General features: G+C 45.3%; 18 protein-coding genes. 13 read left to right on the forward strand and 5 right to left on the reverse strand.

The features are described from left to right. The first annotated feature begins 20 nt into the window (after positions 1–20). Positions 21–377: a hypothetical protein gene (locus tag AC4E8D_RS15350; RefSeq protein ID WP_490206435.1), complete on the forward strand. Its 357-nt coding sequence runs from the start codon at positions 21–23 to the stop codon at positions 375–377. Between the two features lie 87 nt (positions 378–464). Here the strand turns inward: AC4E8D_RS15350 and AC4E8D_RS15355 are convergent, their stop codons facing one another. The 3 genes from AC4E8D_RS15355 to AC4E8D_RS15365 form a co-directional block, all read right to left on the reverse strand. Beyond that, a complete protein-coding gene (locus tag AC4E8D_RS15355) occupies positions 465–1,745 on the reverse strand; it encodes a glycoside hydrolase family 27 protein (RefSeq protein WP_339308452.1) in 1,281 nt (426 codons plus the stop codon). 108 nt (positions 1,746–1,853) lie between these two features. Next, a complete protein-coding gene (locus AC4E8D_RS15360; protein WP_221821069.1) occupies positions 1,854–2,735 on the reverse strand; it encodes an AraC family transcriptional regulator in 882 nt (293 codons plus the stop codon). Positions 2,736–2,762: 27 nt separating this feature from the next. Beyond that, positions 2,763–3,374: a TetR/AcrR family transcriptional regulator gene (locus AC4E8D_RS15365; RefSeq protein WP_221821072.1), complete on the reverse strand. Its 612-nt coding sequence runs from the start codon at positions 3,372–3,374 to the stop codon at positions 2,763–2,765. A gap of 138 nt (positions 3,375–3,512) precedes the next feature. On the opposite strand from AC4E8D_RS15365, the gene AC4E8D_RS15370 reads away from it, so the two are divergent. From AC4E8D_RS15370 to AC4E8D_RS15385, 4 genes are all read left to right on the forward strand, one after another. After that, entirely contained in the window at positions 3,513–4,274 is a 762-nt protein-coding gene (locus AC4E8D_RS15370) for an alpha/beta hydrolase (protein WP_490206436.1), read from the forward strand. Positions 4,275–4,534: 260 nt separating this feature from the next. After that, the gene (locus AC4E8D_RS15375) at positions 4,535–4,969 is read left to right on the forward strand and encodes a ribonuclease domain-containing protein (RefSeq protein WP_036615937.1); all 435 of its coding nucleotides are present in this window, start codon (positions 4,535–4,537) and stop codon (positions 4,967–4,969) included. 14 nt (positions 4,970–4,983) lie between these two features. Then, positions 4,984–5,259: a barstar family protein gene (locus AC4E8D_RS15380; protein ID WP_221821074.1), complete on the forward strand. Its 276-nt coding sequence runs from the start codon at positions 4,984–4,986 to the stop codon at positions 5,257–5,259. Positions 5,260–5,533: 274 nt separating this feature from the next. Beyond that, positions 5,534–7,228, forward strand: coding sequence for an ABC transporter substrate-binding protein (locus tag AC4E8D_RS15385; protein ID WP_339185096.1), 1,695 nt, complete (start codon positions 5,534–5,536; stop codon positions 7,226–7,228). A 118-nt stretch (positions 7,229–7,346) separates the two neighbouring features. On the opposite strand, the gene AC4E8D_RS15390 is transcribed toward AC4E8D_RS15385, so the two are convergent. After that, positions 7,347–8,216 (reverse strand): AraC family transcriptional regulator, encoded by an 870-nt coding sequence (locus tag AC4E8D_RS15390; protein WP_221821079.1) that lies wholly within the window; start codon positions 8,214–8,216, stop codon positions 7,347–7,349. A gap of 163 nt (positions 8,217–8,379) precedes the next feature. Here AC4E8D_RS15390 and AC4E8D_RS15395 point away from each other — a divergent pair, with 163 nt between their 5' ends. From AC4E8D_RS15395 to AC4E8D_RS15415, 5 genes are all read left to right on the forward strand, one after another. After that, positions 8,380–9,897 carry a glycoside hydrolase family 43 protein gene (locus AC4E8D_RS15395; RefSeq protein ID WP_339185098.1) on the forward strand — a complete coding sequence of 506 codons (1,518 nt, stop codon included), beginning with the start codon at positions 8,380–8,382 and terminating at the stop codon, positions 9,895–9,897. A 7-nt stretch (positions 9,898–9,904) separates the two neighbouring features. Further along, the gene (locus AC4E8D_RS15400) at positions 9,905–11,455 is read left to right on the forward strand and encodes a glycoside hydrolase family 43 protein (protein ID WP_339185100.1); all 1,551 of its coding nucleotides are present in this window, start codon (positions 9,905–9,907) and stop codon (positions 11,453–11,455) included. 127 nt (positions 11,456–11,582) lie between these two features. Continuing rightward, positions 11,583–13,268: an extracellular solute-binding protein gene (locus tag AC4E8D_RS15405; protein WP_445253571.1), complete on the forward strand. Its 1,686-nt coding sequence runs from the start codon at positions 11,583–11,585 to the stop codon at positions 13,266–13,268. A gap of 48 nt (positions 13,269–13,316) precedes the next feature. Further along, entirely contained in the window at positions 13,317–15,083 is a 1,767-nt protein-coding gene (locus tag AC4E8D_RS15410) for a sensor histidine kinase (RefSeq protein WP_445253572.1), read from the forward strand. After that, positions 15,068–16,693, forward strand: a complete 1,626-nt coding sequence (locus AC4E8D_RS15415) for a response regulator (protein ID WP_490206437.1) — start codon at positions 15,068–15,070, stop codon at positions 16,691–16,693. Before AC4E8D_RS15410 ends, AC4E8D_RS15415 begins: the two co-directional genes overlap by 16 nt. Before the next feature lie 124 nt (positions 16,694–16,817). Here AC4E8D_RS15415 and AC4E8D_RS15420 read toward each other — a convergent pair whose 3' ends face one another. Continuing rightward, positions 16,818–17,585 (reverse strand): helix-turn-helix domain-containing protein, encoded by a 768-nt coding sequence (locus AC4E8D_RS15420; RefSeq protein ID WP_047842955.1) that lies wholly within the window; start codon positions 17,583–17,585, stop codon positions 16,818–16,820. Positions 17,586–17,859: 274 nt separating this feature from the next. On the opposite strand from AC4E8D_RS15420, the gene AC4E8D_RS15425 reads away from it, so the two are divergent. The 3 genes from AC4E8D_RS15425 to AC4E8D_RS15435 all read left to right on the forward strand — a co-directional run bounded on the left by AC4E8D_RS15425 (position 17,860) and on the right by AC4E8D_RS15435 (position 23,194). Beyond that, positions 17,860–19,215 (forward strand): extracellular solute-binding protein, encoded by a 1,356-nt coding sequence (locus tag AC4E8D_RS15425; protein ID WP_076317898.1) that lies wholly within the window; start codon positions 17,860–17,862, stop codon positions 19,213–19,215. A gap of 105 nt (positions 19,216–19,320) precedes the next feature. After that, positions 19,321–22,218: an extracellular solute-binding protein gene (locus AC4E8D_RS15430; protein WP_490206438.1), complete on the forward strand. Its 2,898-nt coding sequence runs from the start codon at positions 19,321–19,323 to the stop codon at positions 22,216–22,218. A gap of 19 nt (positions 22,219–22,237) precedes the next feature. After that, positions 22,238–23,194 (forward strand): carbohydrate ABC transporter permease, encoded by a 957-nt coding sequence (locus tag AC4E8D_RS15435; protein ID WP_036615906.1) that lies wholly within the window; start codon positions 22,238–22,240, stop codon positions 23,192–23,194. Position 23,195 lies beyond the last annotated feature (1 nt).

Below are 23,195 nucleotides of genomic sequence, written 5' to 3' on the forward strand. Positions count from 1 at the left end.
GAAAGCGAGGTCAGTACTCCATGGGAAATGTGTCACAAGAAGATCAACTGCAATCCATCAAAGCTTTTCAATCAACCATCCGAAAATCGGAAAATGCCTTAGTGAATATGACTCAGAAAAGTAATAACACGACATTGCTACAGAAACGTCTCCAAGCTCTATACATCGGCCTAGCAGTTCTGGAAAAACACTGGAACCAGAAGCCTCATCAATACTCCAAGGAAGATATAACAGAAGCCGGCCTTGTCTTGATTGGATTGTTTCCATCCCTTGAGAACATGTATGCCAAGTCCAAAGAAGGTAGCCCGCAAAAGACTCTTCTGGAAAGAAGAATTAAAGCATTTCATATGGCCGTTCAAGCCATGGATACATACTGAAATGCTTATGCAATGCATTTTTAATGACTTGAAATGAGAGAGAGGTCTGTCTAATGAACGACAGACCTCTCTTTTTCTTTGGCAAGCCTAGGAAAACTGATAGAGACGCACACCATGCGCAGGTACAGTAGTAACTAAGGAATTCTCTGTTAATTGAGCTGCTTCTTGGCTCCACAATTCGGTGCCTTCGGTAATACTGGACAATCCAACCTCATCAATGGACAGATCCACAGGTAGAGTTTTCTCACCGATGTTAAATACAGCGACGTAAGAGGAGCCATCCGCATGCTGGGCAGTCCACACAATAAGATCGTCTTTGCGTAAGGCTTCTCTGGCTCCGTAACTCTCGCGATGCATTCGCAGAACCTCACGATTGGTCAACAGGGATAGTGTCCAGTCATCGTTATCTCGCAGTTCACCACCAAAGATGAGCGGGGAACGGAAGATGCTCCACAGTGACATCATCGTCAACTGCTCGTCAGGTGTGAACCGAGTCCAGCGATCTGCTCCACCACCGTCCACAGAACGGATACCGATATGACCCAAAGGCAACATATCACAGTCTGGCCAGCAGCCTGCTTGGGGAACGCCCTGCCACGTCCGGCAGCGGTCGAACATATCCAATAACAGCGGCCACAGATCCCAGAAATCGTCCGTGACACGCCACATGTTGGCATGTTCAGCCAAGAATTCTGAGTATTCCACCGGAGCAGGGCCAGGAGAGAGACTTAGTACCATGGGCCGACCAGAGCGCTCAATCGCTTTGGATATCATTGCGATCTCTGGCTGATGGGTGTCATAGAGCCTTGAAGCAGCAATATCGTCTACCTTGACCAAGTCAACGCCCCATTGTGCATACAGTTCAAACAGCGAATCGTAGTAGTCCTGAGCACCTTCTTTTGAGCTATCGACACCATACATATCTGTATTCCACGGACAGATGGAATTCGGATGAGCAATATCGCGCGCAGTGGCGGTTGTGCCCAGGATCGGAGTAGCGGCATGTGCAGCTTGACGTGGAATACCGCGCATGATGTGAATGCCAAATTGCAGCCCAAGACTATGAACGTAGTCGGCTAATGGCTTAAATCCCTGTCCACCTGCAGCGGAGGGAAACCGATTCTCGGCAGGCATAAGCCGCGAATATTCATCCATGATGAGTGGAACGAACGGACGATATTGCGAAGAATTGGCCAAAGGCTCGTACCATTGAATGTCGACCGTAATGTAACTCCAGCCGAAGTCTTTAAGATGTTCTGCCATGTACTCGGCGTTGCCACGAATTTCGTCTTCCGTAACGGCCGCGCCGTAACAATCCCAGCTGTTCCAGCCAAGCGGTGGAGTTGATGCTGCAAGCGTATGATTCATGGGAATGCTCCTTTATGGATTAATTATTGCTCTCGCTCAATTCATCATAATAAAGGATTTTATTAATATCTACAGTAATGTTGAGTGTGGAATAGCAAAATATTGCGGTTAGTCGAAGAACAATTTACGGTACACAAGGCTTTCTCCGCCACTACGAAATTCACCTGGCGTAACGCCGGTTATGCTGCGAAAGGCTTTGATAAAATAACTTCCGCTGGAATACCCGACTTGCTCGGCGATGACTTCAATGCTAAGCGTAGTTCCGCGCAGCAGTTCCATTGCTTTTTCTGTACGTACACGAGTCAGATAAGCACCTGGGGTCAAACCTGTACTGGAGGAAAAGCGACGTATAAAGTGATATTTGGAAAGGGAAACATGCTCCGCAAGGTGATCGATACTGATCATTTTGGAGTAGTTGTTTTCTATGTATTCAACGGCTATTTGAATGTTTTCAGACCAATTCTCCCTGTTGCGCAATGTCGTTTTCTGTAATCGAGTCAACTCTGTCATGAACTGATATACGCTGGATGATGCGATCAGAGGATCAGTGATTCTGCCTGTTGCCGCATCTGTCACGATCATCCGCAACAGTCGAATGGGTGTACAATCAGCGGGTAAATAGGGAACTTCTCCAGCTTCCCGAAGGAACTTTCGCCAATGGGGCAGAATAAGAGTGGGCCTGAACAGCAGGAACAGAAACTCCCAAGGTTCTTTTGATGCTGAATGGTAGTAATAGCGATGAGCTCCCGGAATTTCGGCCAAAAAAGCTTGTCCTGCGCTAACATGATGAATGCGATTATTCGACTCAAACACACCTTCACCCGAGATTGTATATTGGAATAACAGGAGGGGCCCGTCCGAACGTTCGAGTCCATCCCAATGATAAGAAGGATCGGTTATTGAATCACATCCAGCCGCATACAGTACACATAGTTGGAGCTCCTTGTCTTCCGCGAATCGAAACCCATAGGTTCCTCTAGGGATATTCATATCAGCTCTCCTTGTTGCCCTGATGTTTTACTGCGCTCCGCGAATGAAAATATCTACTAGCTTTTGGCCCAATGAAAGATTGGAACCATATTTATGCAGGTTATCTTCCCGATTACCCATTAACATCAATGTCGAGAAGGTCTCTGCCAGGAAAAACGGATCGTCCGTCCGTATTCTGTTTTCATCCATTGCCCGTTGGAAATGGGAGGCTAACACTTCGTGAATCTGATGCTCGGCGTTGCGTATATCCTGAATTTGAGCTGGTTCAAGAAAAGGTTCAGCTTCTCTGAGCATGGTTTCAATCTCCGCATGTGGATTACCCAGTCTGGCCTCTGCCAGACGAACAAGCCCCGACTCCAGATTCTCGGCTTGATCAAGGATATGCGAGGTTAACCGGCTCACATTCTGTAACATTGTTGTAAAGGCAACCTTAAAAAGCTCTGGTTTGCTGGTGAAATGATAATAAATGGTTGGTTTCGACACGCTACATGTTTTGCCAATTTGCTGAAGCGTGACTGTTTCGTAGCCATACTCCATGAATAACTGTGAAGCAGTTTGAATAATGGTTTGCTGAATTGAGATATCGTCGTTGCCATGTTTGGGTCTTCCAGGCAATCGTTTGGGTGATTTTTCTGTCATTGAATTTCCCTCCATGAATATATTATGACAAATAACGATAGTTAGCAAAATCATCTTGTAATTATACTTACCGGTAAGTATAATTATGTAGAGTTAAAAAAGACATATCATTATCCTCATACTAAGGTGGTTTTAAGGTTGAAAACTGCACAACGTACTAACAAATGGAAAAAAATAATTATGTGGACTATCTTGTCCATCGTTATTATTGTGGCCGGCGTTTTCGTATATCTTAATTCGGTAACGTATAGTCACTCTGAGCGAGCTGAAACTGCGATGACAAGTGATGCTCAGGTTAATGTAGCCAAGATTAAGGACGGTTACCGATTTGAACCCGTGGGTACAGAGATAACCCAACCGAATATTATTTTTTATCCAGGCGGTCTGGTTAAACCTGAAAGTTATTCTCCGCTTGCCAGAGAAATGGCAGAACAGGGTCACCGCGTATACATTGCGAACATGCCAATAAACTTGGCGATTTTCGGTCAGAACAAGGCTGATTCCTTTATCGAGGAACATCCTGACGAAGCGTTTGTTATTGGTGGCCATTCGTTGGGAGGGTCATTTGCATCACGGTATGCGGCCGAGCACAATGAGAAGTTGGAAGGCGTCTTTTTCCTGGCTTCTTATGCAGATGAAGGAGGTAGCTTGAAGAATACGGACTTGTCTATCTTACAGATTACAGGCTCGGATGACGGAGTGCTTAACAGGGAAGACTGGGAGAATGCCAAAGCAAATCTTCCGGAAGACACGACATATGTGAGTATTGAGGGTGGAAATCACGGTCAATTTGGCTCATATGGCATGCAAAAAGGAGATAATCAACCTGCAATTACAGAAGAAAAGCAGTTGGAAGAGGTAGTTATAGCCCTAGAGAACTGGATGGGTAAATTAAAATAATGTATTAATGAATGTATGGAATGGTAATGATCGTGGTACGATTTAAGTCGCTATTTTAGCGGCTTTTTTTGTTGAATGATAAGCATATGCATCAATGGAGCAGAGCAGGCTTAGCTGTTCTTACCAATTGGATTTGTCTCAATGATTGGTTTACAGAATTGCTTTAATTACTACAAATCGTTAACATTAGAAGCATTGTCATCGAAATAGCACCAAAACGGAAGACAGCAAGAGCAAGAACATCAAAAGGAGAAAAGATTATGTTTTTCAGAAAATTTGCTTACACGTTAGTGATCATCCTCGCTGCATTATTGTTCTCGGGTTGTACGTCAGAGTCTTTGCGTGATCTTGGATCACCTCAAGTTTCGGAGGATATGGGATTTGATGAGGTTGCCGACTATATCTCGGAGCATAATGAACTCCCACCAAATTACATTACCAAGAAAGAGGCAAGAGATCTGGGATGGGAACCAAGCGAAGGTAACCTGCGAGAAGTTGCTCCAGGCAAAAGCATCGGCGGCGACGTGTTCAGGAACCGGGAAGGATTACTCCCCAACAAAAAAGGCCGGATCTGGTACGAAGCCGATATAAATTACTCTGGAGGACGGCGCGGAAGCGACCGAATTCTATACTCCAATGACGGTCTAATCTACCAGACGACAGATCATTACAAGTCATTTGAACAGTTAAAATAAATGGAGGAAATGATATGAGCATCATTCAGATTAACGGAAACGACTTTCATAGCAAGGAAGAGCTTCATCAAATTTTGCAGAACCAGTTGGAGTTAGACGAGAGCTATGGAGGCAATTTGGACGCTCTATGGGATGTCTTGACTGGGGCTGTAAGCATGCCGATTACTTTTCAATGGATTGGGTTCGAGAAAAGTAAAGAAATTCTTGGAGAGTACGCTGATCAAGTCATGGAATTGTTGCGGGAAGTTGAAGCAGAAATCCAAGGATTTACGTTGGAATTATATTATTGAAAAGTAGTTTGGCTTTATGAGGCGATGGGCAACCATCGCTTTTTTGGTCTTCACATTTTTACTGAGACACATGTCTATATCATGCTATTTTCATGGCTTAATAATCAAGGTTGGGGTGATTAGACTTCCTTATACTTTAAACATGGAATAGGGTAGGCAGGGTTGTAATCGTTTACTAACGGTTGAATATGTAAGCGTATACTATTTCAAAGCGAACCATCGTATTGTCTGGATTGGTTATTACAACTAACATCATTTAGGGGGCAAAAAAATAATGAGAGCCGTATCAAAAGTGCTAGGAGCATGTCTCGTAACAAGTGTTATGTTAGTTTCCGCCGGTTGCGGAAATGCTGCAGAGAATTCCGAATCAAATACGAGTGACCCCAACAGCCCGATCACATTTACCTTCTTCGGCGCAGATGCAAGTCCCAACTGGAACAAAATGCAGGATGCTGTAGGGAAAAAAATTACGGAAGAAACCGGTGTAAGCATTGATGCAGAATTCGATATTTCGAGCGGAGGCGGAAACGACCGCATTTCCCTAATGGCTGCCAGCGGTGATTATCCGGATTTGATTTTCCCCAAAGGTAACTTGACCAGACTCGTTGATGCGGGGGCAATGATTGATTTGACGGATCTGATCGAAGAACACGCCCCCAACTTGAAAAAGATCTACGGTGAGCACTTCAATCGGTTGAAATACAGCAATGACGATCCTTCAATCTATTGGATTCCAACGAATGGTGCAATCGATCAGGTCAGCTTTGATGCGACGAATGGTACTGCCATTCAACATCGTGTAGTCAAGGAACTCGGGTATCCTGAGATCAAAACCTTAAACGATTTCGAAAATGTGCTACGTGAATATTACGAGAAACATCCGACCACAGATGATGGGCAACCCACAATTCCGCTGACGCTTAGTGCAGATGGATGGCGGCGAATGATCACTGTTACTGATCCCGCTGTCATGTCTACTGGAGGACCTGGAGATGGTGAATATTTCATCAATCCGGATACCTACGAAGCTGTTCTGCATTACAAACGTCCCGAGGAGAAGGAATATTTCCGGTGGTTGAACAAGATGTACAATGAAGGATTGCTGGACAAGGACAGTTTTGTTCAGAAGGATGACCAGTATAAGTCCAAAATCGCCAGTGGTCGCGTGTTATCCTTGCTTGATCCAAGCTGGGGATTCAGTGATGCGGAAAATGCTTTGAAAAGCGCAGGAAAAGACGATATGACCTACGGATTCTATCCGGTCACGCTAGATGACAGTTTTCAGCGGAAAGACTTCCAGAATATCGGCTTTGATGGTTATGGCATTGGCATAACAGTCGATTGTGAAGATCCTGTCCGGGCTATTAAATTTTTGGACTGGATGTCTTCAGAAGAAGGGCAAGTATTGAGAAACTGGGGCGTTGAAGGCGAGCAATATAATGTGGAAGACGGTGTTCGCACCATCCCGGCCGATGTACAGGAACGTAAAAACAAAGACAATAACACATTCACCAAAGAAACCGGAGTAGGCTTGTATTACATTTTTGGTGCTCACTACGGGGATGGCGTCAAAGATTCAACGGATAACTACTATACAACCAATTATCCTGAACAGATTCAGCAAAGTTATTCTGATGAGGAAAAAGAAGCTTTGAAAGGTTATGGCATCACCACATGGAAGGATTTGTTCCCTTCCGAAGAGGAGTTTCCGGTGAAAGAGTGGGGCGCGGCTTACAATATGCCGATTCCTTCGGATAGCGGGGATTATAACGTTGTGTATCAGAAAACGCAGGATATTATTCAGAAACGGATCGCCGAAGCGATTACATCCTCTCCAAGTGCCTTTGAAGGCATATATGACAATATGATTGCCGAACTTGATAATGCAGGTGCAGTAGCCATGGAACAGCAGTATACGGAGTGGATTAAAGATCGCGTTCGATTGTGGACGGGTAAAGAGATCAATTAACTGGCGTATAATCACAGTAATGCATTGTTTGCAGATCCGAAGTATATCCAAAACTAAAAAACATCGAGCCATGTTGGATGGTTTGATGTTTTTTAGTTTACATTGAATGAGCTCATCATTATTTTGGCAAAGCTTCAATTACATCACGTCTTTGTTTGATATATTTACCGGGGGAGATGCCGACCATTTTGGTAAAACTGCGAATAAAGTTGGCATAGTCACTAAAGCCCGATTGAAAGCATGCATCCGTAATACTTAATCCTTCAGACAAGTGGAATTTGGCCCGTTCAATACGACGACCCAAAATGTAGGAACGGATGGTTAATCCAGTATGTTTCTTGAACTGGCGGCTGATATAAGTACTGTTCATGTAGAACACTTCGGCAAGTTTGCGAAGCGTAATATCTTGATTTAGATGTGTTTCAATATAATCCATGGTTTCACGAACTAGTTCAGGCATAATGTCATTGGGAACAAAGGAATTGTTATGAAACCAGATGTTAATCATGACCAACAATTGGGCTACGGCTGCATTTATTTTGATATCGGTGCCATAAGCATCAGAAGCAAGCAATCCTTCCAGTTCGTTCGTACATTGCAGCATCTGCTTCAAGTTATCGTCGTCTAAATGTACGATGTTGCCTGTTCCTTTGGGGCGATGATCAAAACATGACGATAGATTGGTTGATGGTGTGGAAAGCTGAAATAGATATGTTTTTTTGAGATTGATTGTAATTCGCTCATACTCAGATTCATCCAGAATAAAGGCTCGGTGCATCTCCTCGGGTGACATCACAAGCAGATCGCCAGGTAGCACATGGTAGCATCGATTTTCTACATAAAAGTGAACGTTGCCACGAAGAAACAGGTAGATCTCGTATGCATTATGGCGATGATAGATCGTTTCCAGCTTATACGTCGTTACGCTATGTAGATATAAGAGCTCAGGCTGGATGGGATCATAAAAACACTCAGAGGATCCACTCATGAAGTACCTCCCGTCATTTCACGCAATAAATAGAGCGGTTAACGCAATGAAATTGTACTCAGCTTACCTTAAAATGTAATCATCCTATCATGATACCTTTTGTATTGCAAACGCTTTCTCGGAAAAAGGCATAACTAAAAACAATTATAGGGGGATTCTTTTGATGAATCATCATTCTACACCACATGCTGGTGAGCAAAAGCAAGACCAAGCTGCCAATCTGGAGCGTATTCCAGGGGAGATTGGAAAGCTTCGTCCCAACGGTAACCCTTTGGTGGCCCACAAATTTGGAGCCGATCCCTATGCTTTGGTATTTAACAATCGAGTCTACTTATATATGACTAGTGATAAGCTGGAATATGATAAGGACGGTCTTCCTCAGAAAAACAGCTACAGTTCAATCAACCGGATTACGGTCATTTCTTCGGATGACTTAATCAACTGGACCGATCATGGAGAGATCAGAGTTGCTGGACCTCAAGGCGCAGCAACATGGGCTTCGCAATCCTGGGCCCCGGCAGCTGCTCATCGAATCTTGGATGGCAAGGACTGTTTCTTTCTTTATTTCGCCAACAATGCCAGTGGAATTGGTGTATTGTCTGCACCAACACCTGTAGGTCCATGGATAGACCCTATAGGAAAAGCACTTATTACAAGAGAGACGCCGGGAGTGGAGGAAGTAACCTGGCTATTCGATCCGGCTGTCATTGTAGATGATGATCATCAGGCCTACATATATTTCGGTGGTGGTATTCCCCAGGGGAAAGCAGAAAGACCGGATACGGCAAGAGTGATGCGATTGGGAGACGATATGATCAGCGTTGTTGGCAGAGCGAAGGTTATTCAGGCGCCTTATATGTTTGAAGATTCAGGGATACATAAATATAATAATAGTTACTATTTTACGTATTGTTCCAATTTTATTGAGGGTGATCGGCCAGATGACAGCCCACCAGCTGGTGAAATTGCATATATGACCAGTGTTCAGCCAATGGGGCCATGGACATATCAGGGTACGTTGCTCCAGAATCCGGGCCACTTTTTTGATGTTGGCGGCAATAACCATCATGCTATATTCCAACTGGCCGATCAGTGGTACATTGCCTATCATGCTCAGACATTAAGCCAGGCCATGAATATTCCCGATGGTTACCGTTCAACACATCTGAATCGAGTCGAACATGATGAGGCCACCGGTAAGATCCAGAAGGTACATGCAGATTATCAGGGCGTAGATCAAATCAAGTGTTTTGATCCCTATGGGCGGGTAAGCGGATCGACGATTGGATGGAGTAGCGGAGTATCAACAGAGCAATATCCTGACTCTGGTGAGATGTCTGCATCAGATTCGAATATGATCTCCGCTAAGCTGCATAATGACAGCTGGATAGCTATATCCAAGGTCGACTTTGAAAGTGAAGGACCTACAACCTTCACAGCCACGATTGCGAATCAAGGAACCGAAGGTACGTTAGAACTTCGACTTGATCGTACAGACGGACTGTTAATTGGAGAAATCATTGTTCCACCTGCAACCGAATCTCTTCAATGGATGGAACTAACAACTAATGTTACGGGTGCGAAAGGTGTGCAAGACTTGTATATTAAGCTTAAAAGTTCAACAGACAGCCCAACCATCCTTTTAAGAGAATGGAAGTTTAATAGACAAAATGAGGTGTAATTAAAGCATGTATTCGAATCCGATTATTTGGGCCGATTACCCGGATCTTGATGTTATTCGTGTAGATGACACATATTATATGGTCAGTACAACCATGCACATGATGCCGGGATGTGTCATCCTGCGCTCATATGACCTGATCCATTGGGAAGTAGCCACATATGTATACGACACATTGGACGATACACCTGCCCAACGGCTGATGGATGGTCATCACGTTTATAGTAAAGGCATGTGGGCTGCATCACTCCGCTATCATCAAGGGATGTTCTATGTGATCTTTGTTGCGAATGATACCCGTAAGACATACTTGTATACGTCGACCTCCATCTCGGGAGTGTGGAAGAAGCAGATCGTGGAAGGGTTTTATCATGATTGCTCCATATTTTTTGACGATGATGAACGAGTCTATCTCGTATACGGTAATACCGAGATCTATCTGACCGAATTAAGCTCTGATCTGTCCGGGCCCAAACCTGGTGGAGTGCATCGCTTGATTGTAAAAGACGAGCAGCCTCATCACCTTGGTTATGAAGGGGCACATTTTTACAAGATCAATGGTAAATATATTGTGTTCCTGATTCATATCACGAAAGCTTCCGGACGGAGAACACAGGCGTTTTATATGGCAGACTCTCTGGAAGATGTCTTCACTGGTGGAGAAGTATTTAATGACGATATGGATTATTTCAATTCAGGTGTTGCTCAGGGCGGTATCGTGGATACGCCGGATGGAGACTGGTATGCAATGCTGTTTCAGGATCATGGGGCTGTTGGCCGGGTTCCTGTTTTGGTTCCGCTACACTTTGATCAAGGTATACCGGTCTTTGCAAGCAAAGCGCCGAAGCAGATTAATATCCCAAGCACGAGACCAGAGCACCGTTATAACCCGTTAGTGGGTAGCGACAGTTTCAATTATGAACCCGAAGAAGATGGAAACATCCGCCTCCGTGATTTTTGGCAATGGAATCATACACCTAATCATGAACTTTGGTCCGTTACAGAGAAACCGGGAGTGTATCGTGTTCGAACGGGACAGATCAGCCCAAATCTGACGTTTGCGGTCAACACACTAACCCAGCGTTCAATGGGGCCCGCTTGCGAAGTAATAGTTACGCTTGACGGCAGTCGTCTGAATGATGGGGATTATGCCGGGTTGTGCTTTTTGATCGGTTCGTACGGTATGATCGCTCTCACGAAGCAGGATAGCAAGTTTTACTTGGTCATGCATGCCAGAGATAGTGAGGATTCCACCATATTTGGCAATCTGATCGACCAGAAGCCAGCCACTGAACATGAACGTATCCCGGTATCAGATCCAGTAGTTAAACTAAAAGCATTCGGAAATTTTGAGAACAATCTGGATGAGTGCTCTTTTGCCTATTTCGATGGGGTTGAATGGAGAGATATAGGGATTGTCCACAAAATGATATATAAACTGGATCATTTTATGGGTTGCCGAACGGGGTTGTTTGTATATTCAACTGAAATAGCTGGAGGAACAGCTGACTTTTCGAATTTTGAATATCGTGTGATTAATCCTGATGAGAAACAATGAAAATACGTAAAAGCCGCCCCCAACGGCGGCTTTTCGTATTCAATGAGTACAAGTTGTTGTACAATGATATGGATTAAAGTTGACAGAGAGAAGAGAGTTGTTCAAACCGAACTGGGGGCATGTCGTCATGTATAAGAGATGTCTGGACATAACAAGATGGACCTTCATTCTGTTCCTTGCTGTATCCATACCAGCAGGTCATACCGAAGGTAATACCAAACAACATCATCCGCAGCAAGATGGGCAGCAGATTCAACTTCCCGCTACGTTTGAGAGGTATTCTCCTCCCATCGTGGTCTCTTTTGTCAGGGAAACTGGAGATGACCTTGAGCGCATGATTAGTCAGTTACCTGGTGAGACGATACTGGATAATCGCTGGACTCGTTTGTACGAGAAAGAGCTAGGTATTCAAATTCACTATGACTGGACTGCTAAGGGAGATGTATACAATCAGAAGTTGGGTGTATCCCTTGCTGCAGGACGTTTTCCAGATGTAGTGAAAGTTAATCCATATCAACTTAGACAACTGAGCAACGCTGGAATGATCGAAGATTTAACCCATGTGTACCAAGAGCATGCTTCCCCACTTACAAAGAGTATATTGGAGGCGGAGGGAAGAGGCGCATTTGATGCGGCAACCATTGATGGCAAACTCATGGCTATTCCCGAATCATCTTCCTCCATTGAGACAGCGCAGTACCTGTGGATTAGAACCGATTGGTTGGAGCAACTGGGGCTACGGCCGCCTGAAACGATGGAAGAGCTTCTCCAGGTTTCGAAAGCGTTTACAGAGGGAGACCCCGACGGGAACGGAGAGCATGATACGTACGGACTTGCGCTAACGAACCATCTATGGGATCCAGTTATGGGAGCTGCAGGGTTGATGTCCGGCTATGGTGCCTACCCTAATATATGGGTTAAAGATGCAGAAGGAAACCTCACTTATGGAGGTATTCAGCCTGAAGTTCGGGAGGCTCTGAAAGTACTGCAAACGTTGTATCGTGAAGGCCAACTTGATCCGGATTTTGGTTATAAAAGTGGAAACAAGGCGTTTCGTCTGGTTCAGGATGGAAAAATAGGAATGCTTTACGGCGAACAGTGGACATCCTTTATGCTTCAGAGCACCCGTGATACAGATACAGGTATAGATGTAGAATGGCAGGCATATCCGATTGTTGCCAAGTCAGACCGGAGCCTGTTCGTACCGCTACGTTCCAACACTGGGCAATACTTTGCTGTAAAAAAGGGCTTCTCTAATCCGGAAGTTGTTGTAAAGCTCATGAATCTGCATCTGGACATCAACTGGGGGGATCAGGCACAGTATGAAACATACTACAATGACGACTCCCGAGCTGTGTGGATGCTTTCACCGGTAACTCCTTTTCCCGGTAATAAAAATATAGATGCATACAAACAAATTCGGGATGCCAGAAGTACAGGAGACTTCTCGGCTCTGCAGAATGAAGCTCTCGCCATTCACAAACGCATTGTGGCCTATGAATTGGAAGATGTAGAGAGCGGCTGGGGCTGGAAACAAACCTATGGGCCTTCGGGTGCTTTTAGCATTGCAGATTCTTACGAGAAGAACGGCCAACTTCTCTATGATCAATTCACGGGTGGAATTACGGACACAATGGTTGATCGACAAATTATTCTTCGGGATCTTCAGCTTGAAGCCTATATGAACATTATTCTAGGCAGGTCGATAGATGAGTTTGATCAATTCGTTGAGAACTGGCGCAAGCTGGGGGGAGATCAGATCACATCGGAGGTTAACGCGTGGTTTCGCACCAGCAAGCCAAAGGAGCACTAATGTTCACTTTATTCTTACAAGGAACCCACTCAGCCTTTGGCATTGGAGGTGAATGTATTGATCAAGATCCCTGCTAAATCATGGTTTAACAGTATATTTGCGCGATTAATAATCACCTATCTGGTATTTGTGCTTCCTCTTATTCTTCTTGGCGTGTATCTGTATCATTGGAGTTATGACAATGCAAGCCAGGAAATATCGTTGTCAACGGAGAGACGGTTGAATCAATATGTGGTGGAATTGAACAGAGAGATAGAATGGATGGAATTACAGCAGTTTGATATCGTTGAGGATCGAAAACTCAATCGTCTGGCCATTCTCTGGGACATGATGGATCAGGTTGAGCGGCGTGATACATTAAATTACCTGACTGAACGACTCGCTTCATTCAAGAATAGCACTGCTTATATCAAAAACGTTCATGTACATATCCCTTCTGTTGGCAAAAGTATATCCGCGATCCAAGGCATCGATGATTTCGATAAAAGTTCTTACCTATATTTCAGTTCAGGCATGCAAGGAAAAGGTACACGTTTCACTGTGAAAGAGGACGCCTTGAACTTAAGTGCCGTCAGGCTGACAGGCACGAGAGGAGAACCCCCGCTTTTTGTCATTCAAGTGGAGCTGGATACATACCATTTTCAGAATGAACTCACACGGCTTAATTTGTACCCGGAGAGTTCAACTTTTCTGATTGAGGACAAAACGGGGCATGCCATCACAGATAAACATCAAGCTAGTGTTATTCTCGCGAATTACCGTGAGCACAGTGTAAAGGGTACACTTGATGGCTTTCGGATGAAGGTGGGTGACACCATGTACCATGTTAGTCAGTTGCATATGGACTCCCTGGGCTTATCCGTAGCTACATATCTACCCGAGGCAATTGTTACGAAGCCACTTAGCAAGTTCTATCATTGGGCTTGGCTGTTTGCAATTACATCATTTGTTGCCATCACGGCGTATCTCTATTCAAGTTACAAGTTGATTCATATCCCGTTGCTGTTGTTGGTGAAAAGATTCAAAAAAATGGAGGGAGGCATGCTTGATGTCCCCATTGCGCATAACCGAAAGGATGAATTTGGCTTCCTCTACACCCGTTTCAATCTAATGATTGAAAATCTTCAATCCCTTATCGATCGAGATTTTAAGAAAACATTGATGATGCAGCGGGCCGAGTTGAAACAGCTTCAATCGCAGATTAATCCTCATTTTCTGTACAATAGCTTCTTTATTCTGAATTCACTGGCAAGGACAGGAGAAACCGAACGTATTGAGCAATTTACGAACATGCTCGGAGAGTATTTCAGGTTCATTACCCGGAATGAAACAGATCATGTGAAGTTGAAAGTGGAAGTTGAGCATTCACGAATCTATACAGAGATTCAACAATTACGATTCTCCAGACGAATCAAAGTTGATTTTGGGTCACTACCTGCTGAAATGGAACACATTAAAGTTCCCAGACTCATTATTCAGCCTATTATTGAGAATGCCTACGAACACAGCCTTGAAAAGAACACGGACTCCGGACTTCTAATTATTGGGTTTACTATGGAAGGTTCATATGCCGAGATCACCGTAGAGGATAATGGTAATGAGTTGGAAGAGCAACACATCCAAACTCTTCAACAACGCTTGCATAAGGACGGAGGTACAGACGAAATGACCGCGTTAATAAATATTCATCGACGTCTGGTCCTGACGTATGGAGAAGGAAGTGGCCTTTTCCTATCCAGAAGTGAACTGCAAGGGTTAAAAGTCACAATTCGAATCCAGTGGAAAGAGGGAGAAAACGAATGTATCGACTTTTGATTGTAGATGACGAGGAGATTATTACGGATAGTCTCTATGAAACGTTCGCCAGACATATACCCGACCAGCTTGATGTATGTAAGGCCTACTCTGCAACAGAAGCATTGTCCTGGATGCAGCGTTCGAGAATTGACATTGTTCTAACGGACATCCGCATGCCGGGCATGAGTGGCTTGGAACTGACAGAGCGGATTCAAGCCAGTTGGCCGAATTGTCGCGTCATTTTTCTGACAGGACATAGCGATTTTGATTATGCATATCAAGCTTTTCAGATGGCTAATGTGCGTTACTTGCTCAAAACGGAAGGTTATGACAAGGTGATGTCTGTTGTAGAAGATGTGATGGAAGAGATCCGGCGAAGTCACAGCATGGTTGAGTTGTTGGAACATTCTCATAAAGTCAATTCGCAGCTTGCTCTGATACAGCAAAAAGAGTATTTACGGAAGTTACTTCAAGACTGTACAGCGGTTATAGATTCTACTATGGATATGCAGGACGAATTATCCAAACGAGATATAAGATTACAGATCAACTCGCCTGTTTATCTCATACTGGGTCGGTTCAATAATCTGCCAGAAAAAGGTTCGGACCTCACACAAGTTCAAGAATCTGTTCGCATTATCGGCTCTTCTCTGATGAATGAACGTACAGTGTGCGCAAGTGTAACGGACCATTATGGGGATACGATCTGGCTGCTTCAGCCGAAGCAGCAGGAAGAGATGACAAATGATAAACTTGTGCGATTTCTAGAAGGCACACTGGAACTGGTACAGGAAGCATGCATGGTCTCACTGGGCGTATCCATTGCATTTTCATTAAGTAGTCGCAGCTGCAATTGGTCCGAGTTAACCAAACAATATGAACGTCTGAGATTACTCCAGTGGATGAAAATTGGGGATGGTGTATCCATGGTACTCACAGATCATCGTAATGATCTCTCATCTGATGTACCCAAAGAATCCATGCGGATCTCAAACCGGATCGAGATTATGTCAGGATATTTGGAAACGGGACGAATTCAGCCATTTTACGATATATTTGAGGAGCTTGCAGGCGAACTGCTGCAACAGGAAATTACGATGGAACGTGCCATGGAGACTTACTACAATCTGGCCTTATTATTGCATTCAACGATCAATCGTTGGGGTCTTCAACAGAAAATCCCGGATCAACGAAGCTTGCTGCACTTAGGGGAGTATACATGCATGAAGGATGCAGTACAATTTCTATATCGTGCTGCCGATGAATTAGTACGCTACAAAAGATCAAATGAACAGGAACGCGCTAACGTTGTCATTCATTCCTTATGCAGTTACGTCAAGGAGAACCTGGAGAAAGATCTCTCTCTGGTGAGACTGGCAGAACTCCATCATTTTAATCCATCCTATCTATCGCGATTCTTTAAGCAGGAAATGGGAATAAACGTGTCAGAGTTCATTGACGACTGCCGAATACGGAAAGCCAAAGAATTGCTTCAGAACACAAATCTTATGGTACGTGAGGTCGCACTTCAAGTGGGGTATGAGGCTACACATTCGTTTACCCGACTTTTTAAGAAAATAACGGGAATGACTCCCCAAGAATACCGGGAATCCCTTTTGGTACGTTAATGGTGAATCCTCTGGAATTGACCAAACCCAAATAACCACAAAAAAACGCAGAATGTATTCTTCTTCCTGCGTTTTTTTGTGGTTGTTATCTAATTGATAAACAAACCGATTCGGCAATCCACCTTTAGGCCGTGTGGATTTTTTGTCTTCTATAAGCATTGGGACTCGATCCGGCATACGCTTTGAACTTTTTATAGAACCAATCAATATCCTTATAGCCTACCTCAATAGCAATCTCATATATGCGCAGATTCGTGGAAGACAACAACTGCTGGGCCTTTTCCATACGTTGCTGGAGCATATAATCATTGAAAGACATCTTCTCTTCCAGCTTGAACTTCTGTCCAAGGTACGCACAGTTAAAATGAAGCATGTCAGAGATCTTCTTCAGCGTGATTTCATCACTCAGATGATCCCGTACATAGGCCTTGACGATACGAATAACATGACTGGAGTGCATGGGTTTACCGTTCATTTGAACGGGTGTTTTGAAGAACGACGACGTTTTGTGTGCCGGGTCGGTTTCAAGGTGGGATCTAAGTCCATGCAGACTGTTAAGTAAAGAAGAAGGACTAACAGGATACGGGAGATAATCATTTACCTGATACGTCAGGGCTTTGCGTACGAACCTGAAGTGATCTCTTCCACCCATAAGGAGGATAGGTATCTGACTTTTTTTTCGAATGTCGTTGCATAACCAGAGCCCCGCGGTATCAAACCTCTCTGTATGTACCATAACAAGGGAAAAGTCTCGTTCTGACAATGCGGTCAAAGCCTCGGCCGATGAGAACACACAATTTGCGATAGTATATTGAGCTTTGCTCCGTAGCAACATCTGTTGCAACTCTCCGCACAAACGACGGCTGAAATCCACAAGTAAAATATCATACATGAAGCAATACCTCACCTTCTGCTGAATTGTAATGCGCTAGATTAACTGAAATTTGACTTAATTTCATTATGGTAATAAAAGAAAGCGCATACAATGTGCATATTTTTGTAGACAGTGCATTTCTTTACCAATTAAAACCTATAATGCACTTTGCTCGTGCAAAATTACGTGAATCTATATTCAGCCCGGGTAAACATCTGTATTTCGGCAGGTTGTTTGCGCTTTCATTTGAACGATACACTGTGATAGCAAACGACAATCAGGGGGGAAGACGATGAGAAAACACAAGTTCATGCTACTGAGCCTGGTATTTGCGGTCTTGTTGGTGATTGCTGCATGCAGTTCTGCACCTACCGCTCAACCCGAGCCGGAAAAGACAACACCACAGGAGGAACAAAAACCCGCGGAAACCGAGCCAAAGAATGAAAACTCCACGCCAGAAATGGACTTTGACATGGGTGGCAGAACCATCAAGGTTGTTGCTTGGTGGGACATGGAAATACAGGGGAACAACCCGGACAACATTCAACGCCTTGAGAATCTCGAAGCGCTGAAGAAAAAACACAACTTTAATATTGAATATGTTTCCATCGATTTCGGTGAATATCAGGAAAAAGTAGTTGCTTCCCTGATGGCCGGTGAACCGCTTGGCGATCTGGTGAGACTGGGCAAAAACTATGCCATTCCGGCATTGACCAAACAGGATCTGTTATGGCCGGTGGATGATTATATTAAAAACGACAAGGTATTCAACCAGAAAACAACCAAGGAATACATGCAGTATGAAGGCAAAGGTTACGGCTTTACCGAGGACCAGTCCTCGTTTATCAACGGAATTTTCTATAATCGCACACTCATGCAAGAGCTCGGCTTGAAACCACTTCAAGAGTATGTAGATGCCGATGAATGGAACTGGGATACGTTCATCAGTGTTGCCAAGCAAGCGAACAAGGATCGAAACAATGATGGCAAGCTGGACACATGGGGACTCGCTCAAACGGGCTTGCTGGAACCGATTCTGTATTCCAACGAGGCTTCTCTGACCAAAGAGGATAAACAGAACCTGGAAGATCCAAAAACGAAAGAAGCGTTGAACTTCCTGTCCAAACTGGCTACCGAGAAGGTCGGCAGAGCTTCTGAGGGCGGCGATTGGACAGAGCCATCCACGTTCTTCCGTCAAGGGAACACCTTGATGTATTCAGGTGCCATGTACGAAGTCGAAGGTATTATGACGGATATGCAAGACTACGATATTGGTTTTGTACCGTTTCCAAAAGGTCCAAGTGCAACAGCGTATCACTCCGGTGAGTCACGTTACCAAGCGATAACAATTCCAAAAGCGGTAGAGAATCCGGAACAACTGATGTACATCTGGGAGAAAATTAATGAGATCGAATCGATCTATGAGTATCCAGGACAATCCACACTGGAGACACATCTGACCGATGAAGCAGATATCAACAACGCCAGAGAGGTTGCGGAAGGTATGTTGGTTCTCGACCATAACACATTCCCGTCATTGCCGTTCTGGGATTTTGATGGGGAACTCAAAGAAGGGGTATCCGTATCTACGCTGATCGAGAAATACAAGGCTCCTTTCCAGGCTGCGATTGATGAGGTTTACAAATAAGTATCACGTTACACGGGCAGAACGCACCAGTGAAGGTGCGGTCTGTCCGGGTTAGTCAATCGTCCAGTTCTCTCAACGCTTACAGGAAAGGGGATACATTCAAACATGCGGTCACGTAAGAAAAAGGGACTAATCCTGGTGCTTGTCCTGGCCTTGGTGCTCTCCATATGGACACTATATCCATCGCGGGATCGTAATCCGGGAACGGTACATGCGCTTGAGGACTTTGAGGCGGTATCGGGAACCGAGGATTCATTCAGTTATGAGCATTATCTGACTGCTCATGACAATACGGCCAAACCGGATGAAATTGTACGCATCGAAGGCGAATCTTATGTTCAGGCAGAGGATGGGGAATTTGAGGTTGTGCAAGGGTACGCCGGATTAGACGGAAATGCCGTAATTACGCCGGAAACTGGAACCATTCGCTGGGATGTTCCCGTTCAAGTGAGCGGTTTGTACAACATTCGCATTCACTATTATCCCGTAGAAGGTAAAAGCTCCGGGATCGAACGCAGGCTTGAGCTTAACGGTAAGGTCCCGTTCAGAGGGGCCGATATTCTTCTGTTTGACAGGGTATGGGGGAATCGCGAGGACAACGTCCGGCAGGACGATCGTGGCAACGAGCTTAGACCCAGACAAGTGGAACAGCCCGAATGGCAGCTGACTTCCTTCAAGGACAGCGCAGGGTACTTTGAGGAACCGTTTCAGTTTTATTTTGAAAAAGGCAGTCAGAAGTTATCGCTCACTTCATTAAGAGAAAGCATGGCGATCGATTATATCGAGTTATATCAAGAAAGCGAAGTTCCTTCCTATGCAGAGCTGGAGCAAACCTATGCCTCACTTGGCTTGAAACAATCGGCTCCTGTCATGTTGAAAGTTCAGGGGGAGGAAGCTGTTAGCAAATCATCTCCTACACTGGCACCAATCTCGGACCGATCAAGTCCTTCACTCGAGCCTTATAATGTATCGAAAATTCGGATGAACGCTATCGGGGGAATTAACTGGAAACTGCCGGGCGAATGGATTGAATGGGAAATTGACGTGCCTGAAGACGGATTGTATCAAATCGCGCTTAAGGTGAAGCAGGATCAATTGCGTGGCATCTATGCCACCCGCAGTCTGACGATTAACGGCGAAGTTCCGTTTAAGGAAATGAAACGCATTCGATTTAATTACAGCCCGGCTTGGCAAACTCAGGTGTTGGGTTCGGGAGAGGATCAGCCATATCAGTTTCATCTTGAAAAAGGGAAACACCGAATCCGAATGACGGTTACACTTGGCGACATCGCTCCGCTGCTGCGGACCGTGGAATCCAGCGTGCTGGAACTGAATGAGATGTATCGCAAAATATTAATGATCACCTCCAACAGTCCGGACCCACTGCGGGATTACCAACTGGAACGGCGTATTCCGGAGATGACGGAGGTGTTTGAACGACAAGCTGACACCTTGCGTTCCGTTGCAGATTACCTGGAAAAGGCCACGGGTGAGCAAAGTGACAAAGTGGCCGTACTTCACGCCATGGTATTGCAGCTTGAAGATATGGCCGCCAGACCAGAGACGGTTCCCAAACGGCTGGATACGTTCAAAATTAACGTAGGTGGTCTCGGCACATGGATTCTATCGGTACGTGAACAGCCGATTACGTTGGATTACCTTGTCGTATCTCCGCCGGGTGAATCGCTGCCAAAAGCGGAAGCGAGCACCGTCCAGCAGGTGAAGCACGAACTGGGCGCATATGTTGCCTCGTATACCGAAGATTACGACAGCATTGGCAACGTGGAACAAAAGAAGGATGCCATTACTGTATGGATCACGACCGGACGAGATCAGGCCCAAGTACTGAAAGGCATGATCGACGATTCGTTTACCCCGGATACGGATGTGTCCGTGCAGTTACGTCTCGTTCCGCCTAATATTTTGCTGCCCGCAACACTCTCGGGGGAAGGCCCAGATGTAGCCATGCAGATGGGCGAAGACATTCCGGTGAACTATGCGATGAGGAATGCAACGGCGGATCTGAGCCAGTTCCCTGATTTCGAGGAAATTTCGGGCAGGTTCCGTGAAAGCGGATTGACGCCATACCGCTACAACGGCGGGGTATATGCCCTTCCGGAGCAGCAGCATTTTCCAATGCTCTTTTACCGCAAAGATATTCTGAATGAACTGGGCCTCGAACCGCCGAAAACGTGGCAAGACGTATATAACGCCATCGCCGTGCTGCAGAAGCATAACATGGAGTTTTATCTGCCGATTGAGGATACGCTGAACAATGCCAACCTGGTTCCGAATTCAACCTTTGCGATGTTGTTATATCAGAATGACGGAACGTTCTACACCGAAGACCAGAAGAAAAGTGCACTGGATTCGGAGATTTCAATGGACGCATTCAAACGCTGGACGCAATTTTATACCAATTACAAGTTTCCGCTCAAAGCCGACTTTCCGAACCGCTTCCGTACCGGGGAAATGCCGATCGGGATTGCTGATTACACCACGTATAACATGCTGACGGTTATGGCTCCGGAAATCCGCAATCTCTGGGACTTTACGATTGTTCCGGGTACACAGCTTCCGGATGGGTCCATACGGCATGAAGTGGCCAGCGCTACGAGCGCGGTAATGATGCTCGAAAATGCCGACAACAAGGAAGCGGCGTGGAAGTTCATGAAGTGGTGGACTGATGATCAGACCCAGATTGAATACGGGAGAGAAATGGAAGGTCTTATGGGAGCGGCTGCCCGTTACCCAACGGCCAATATCGAAGCCTTGAAGCAATTGCCTTGGCCTGTGAAGGATTATCAAAATCTCGAGAAACAATGGGAATGGGTACAGGGAATCCCGCAGCTTCCTGGAGGTTACTTCACGGGACGACATCTGGACAACGCCTTCCGCAAGGTGGTCAATGCAAATGAAAATCCGCGTGAAGCCTTATCGGACTATGTGTTGTACATTGATGATGAAATTGAGTTGAAACGCAAGGAATTTAATCTGAAATAGAGGAAAGGGAGGGTAACGGTTGCAAGCTAAAACTACCAAGACAGCCGCCGCTCCTGCCGTCCATACCCGCCAGGTCGGCTGGTGGTCCCTATTGAAGCGGGATCTGTATCTCAGCAGGCATTATTATGTATTGATGGCACCGTTTATGCTGATTTTTTTCATGTTTACTGTCATTCCGGTCGGCATTTCACTCGGGCTCAGCTTTTTTCACTTCAATATGCTGGAACTGCCGCGATTTGTCGGCTGGCAGAACTATTCCCGGCTTTTCCTGAACGATGACGTATTTCTGATCGCGCTCAAAAACACGCTGCTTTTTGCCGTAATTACAGGCCCTCTCAGTTATATTGCCTGCTTTTTGTTTGCGTGGATTATCAATGAGCTGTCTCCTAAAATTCGGGCGGTCATGACGCTGGTTTTCTATGCCCCATCCATATCGGGCAACGTCTTTTTCATCTGGCTGATCATCTTCTCGGGTGACAGCTACGGGTATATGAACGGCTTCCTGATGCGCCTTGGCGTCGTACTGGAACCGATCCAATGGCTCGCAGACGAGAAGTATGTACTGGCAATCGTCATTATTGTACAGCTGTGGCTGAGCCTGGGAACCAGCTTCCTGGCCTTTATTGCAGGACTGCAGACCATTGATCGTTCTCTGGTTGAAGCAGGAACCGTAGACGGGATCAAAAACCGCTGGCAGGAGCTCTGGTACATCACCTTGCCTTCGATGAGACCGCAGCTGATGTTTGGTGCGGTAATGCAGATTACCGCTTCCTTCGCCGTAGCTGAGATATCCATCGCACTGGCAGGTTTCCCGAGCGTAAACTATGCGGCACACACCGTTGTCACGCATCTGATGGACTTCGGAACCATTCGTTTCGAGATGGGGTATGCCTCGGCCATCGCAACGGTCCTGTTTGCCCTGATGCTCGGTACAAACGTTTTCACGCAAAAAATGCTTAGAAAGATAGGTGAATGAC

This window comes from Paenibacillus sp. SRL342 (genome assembly GCF_984798905.1).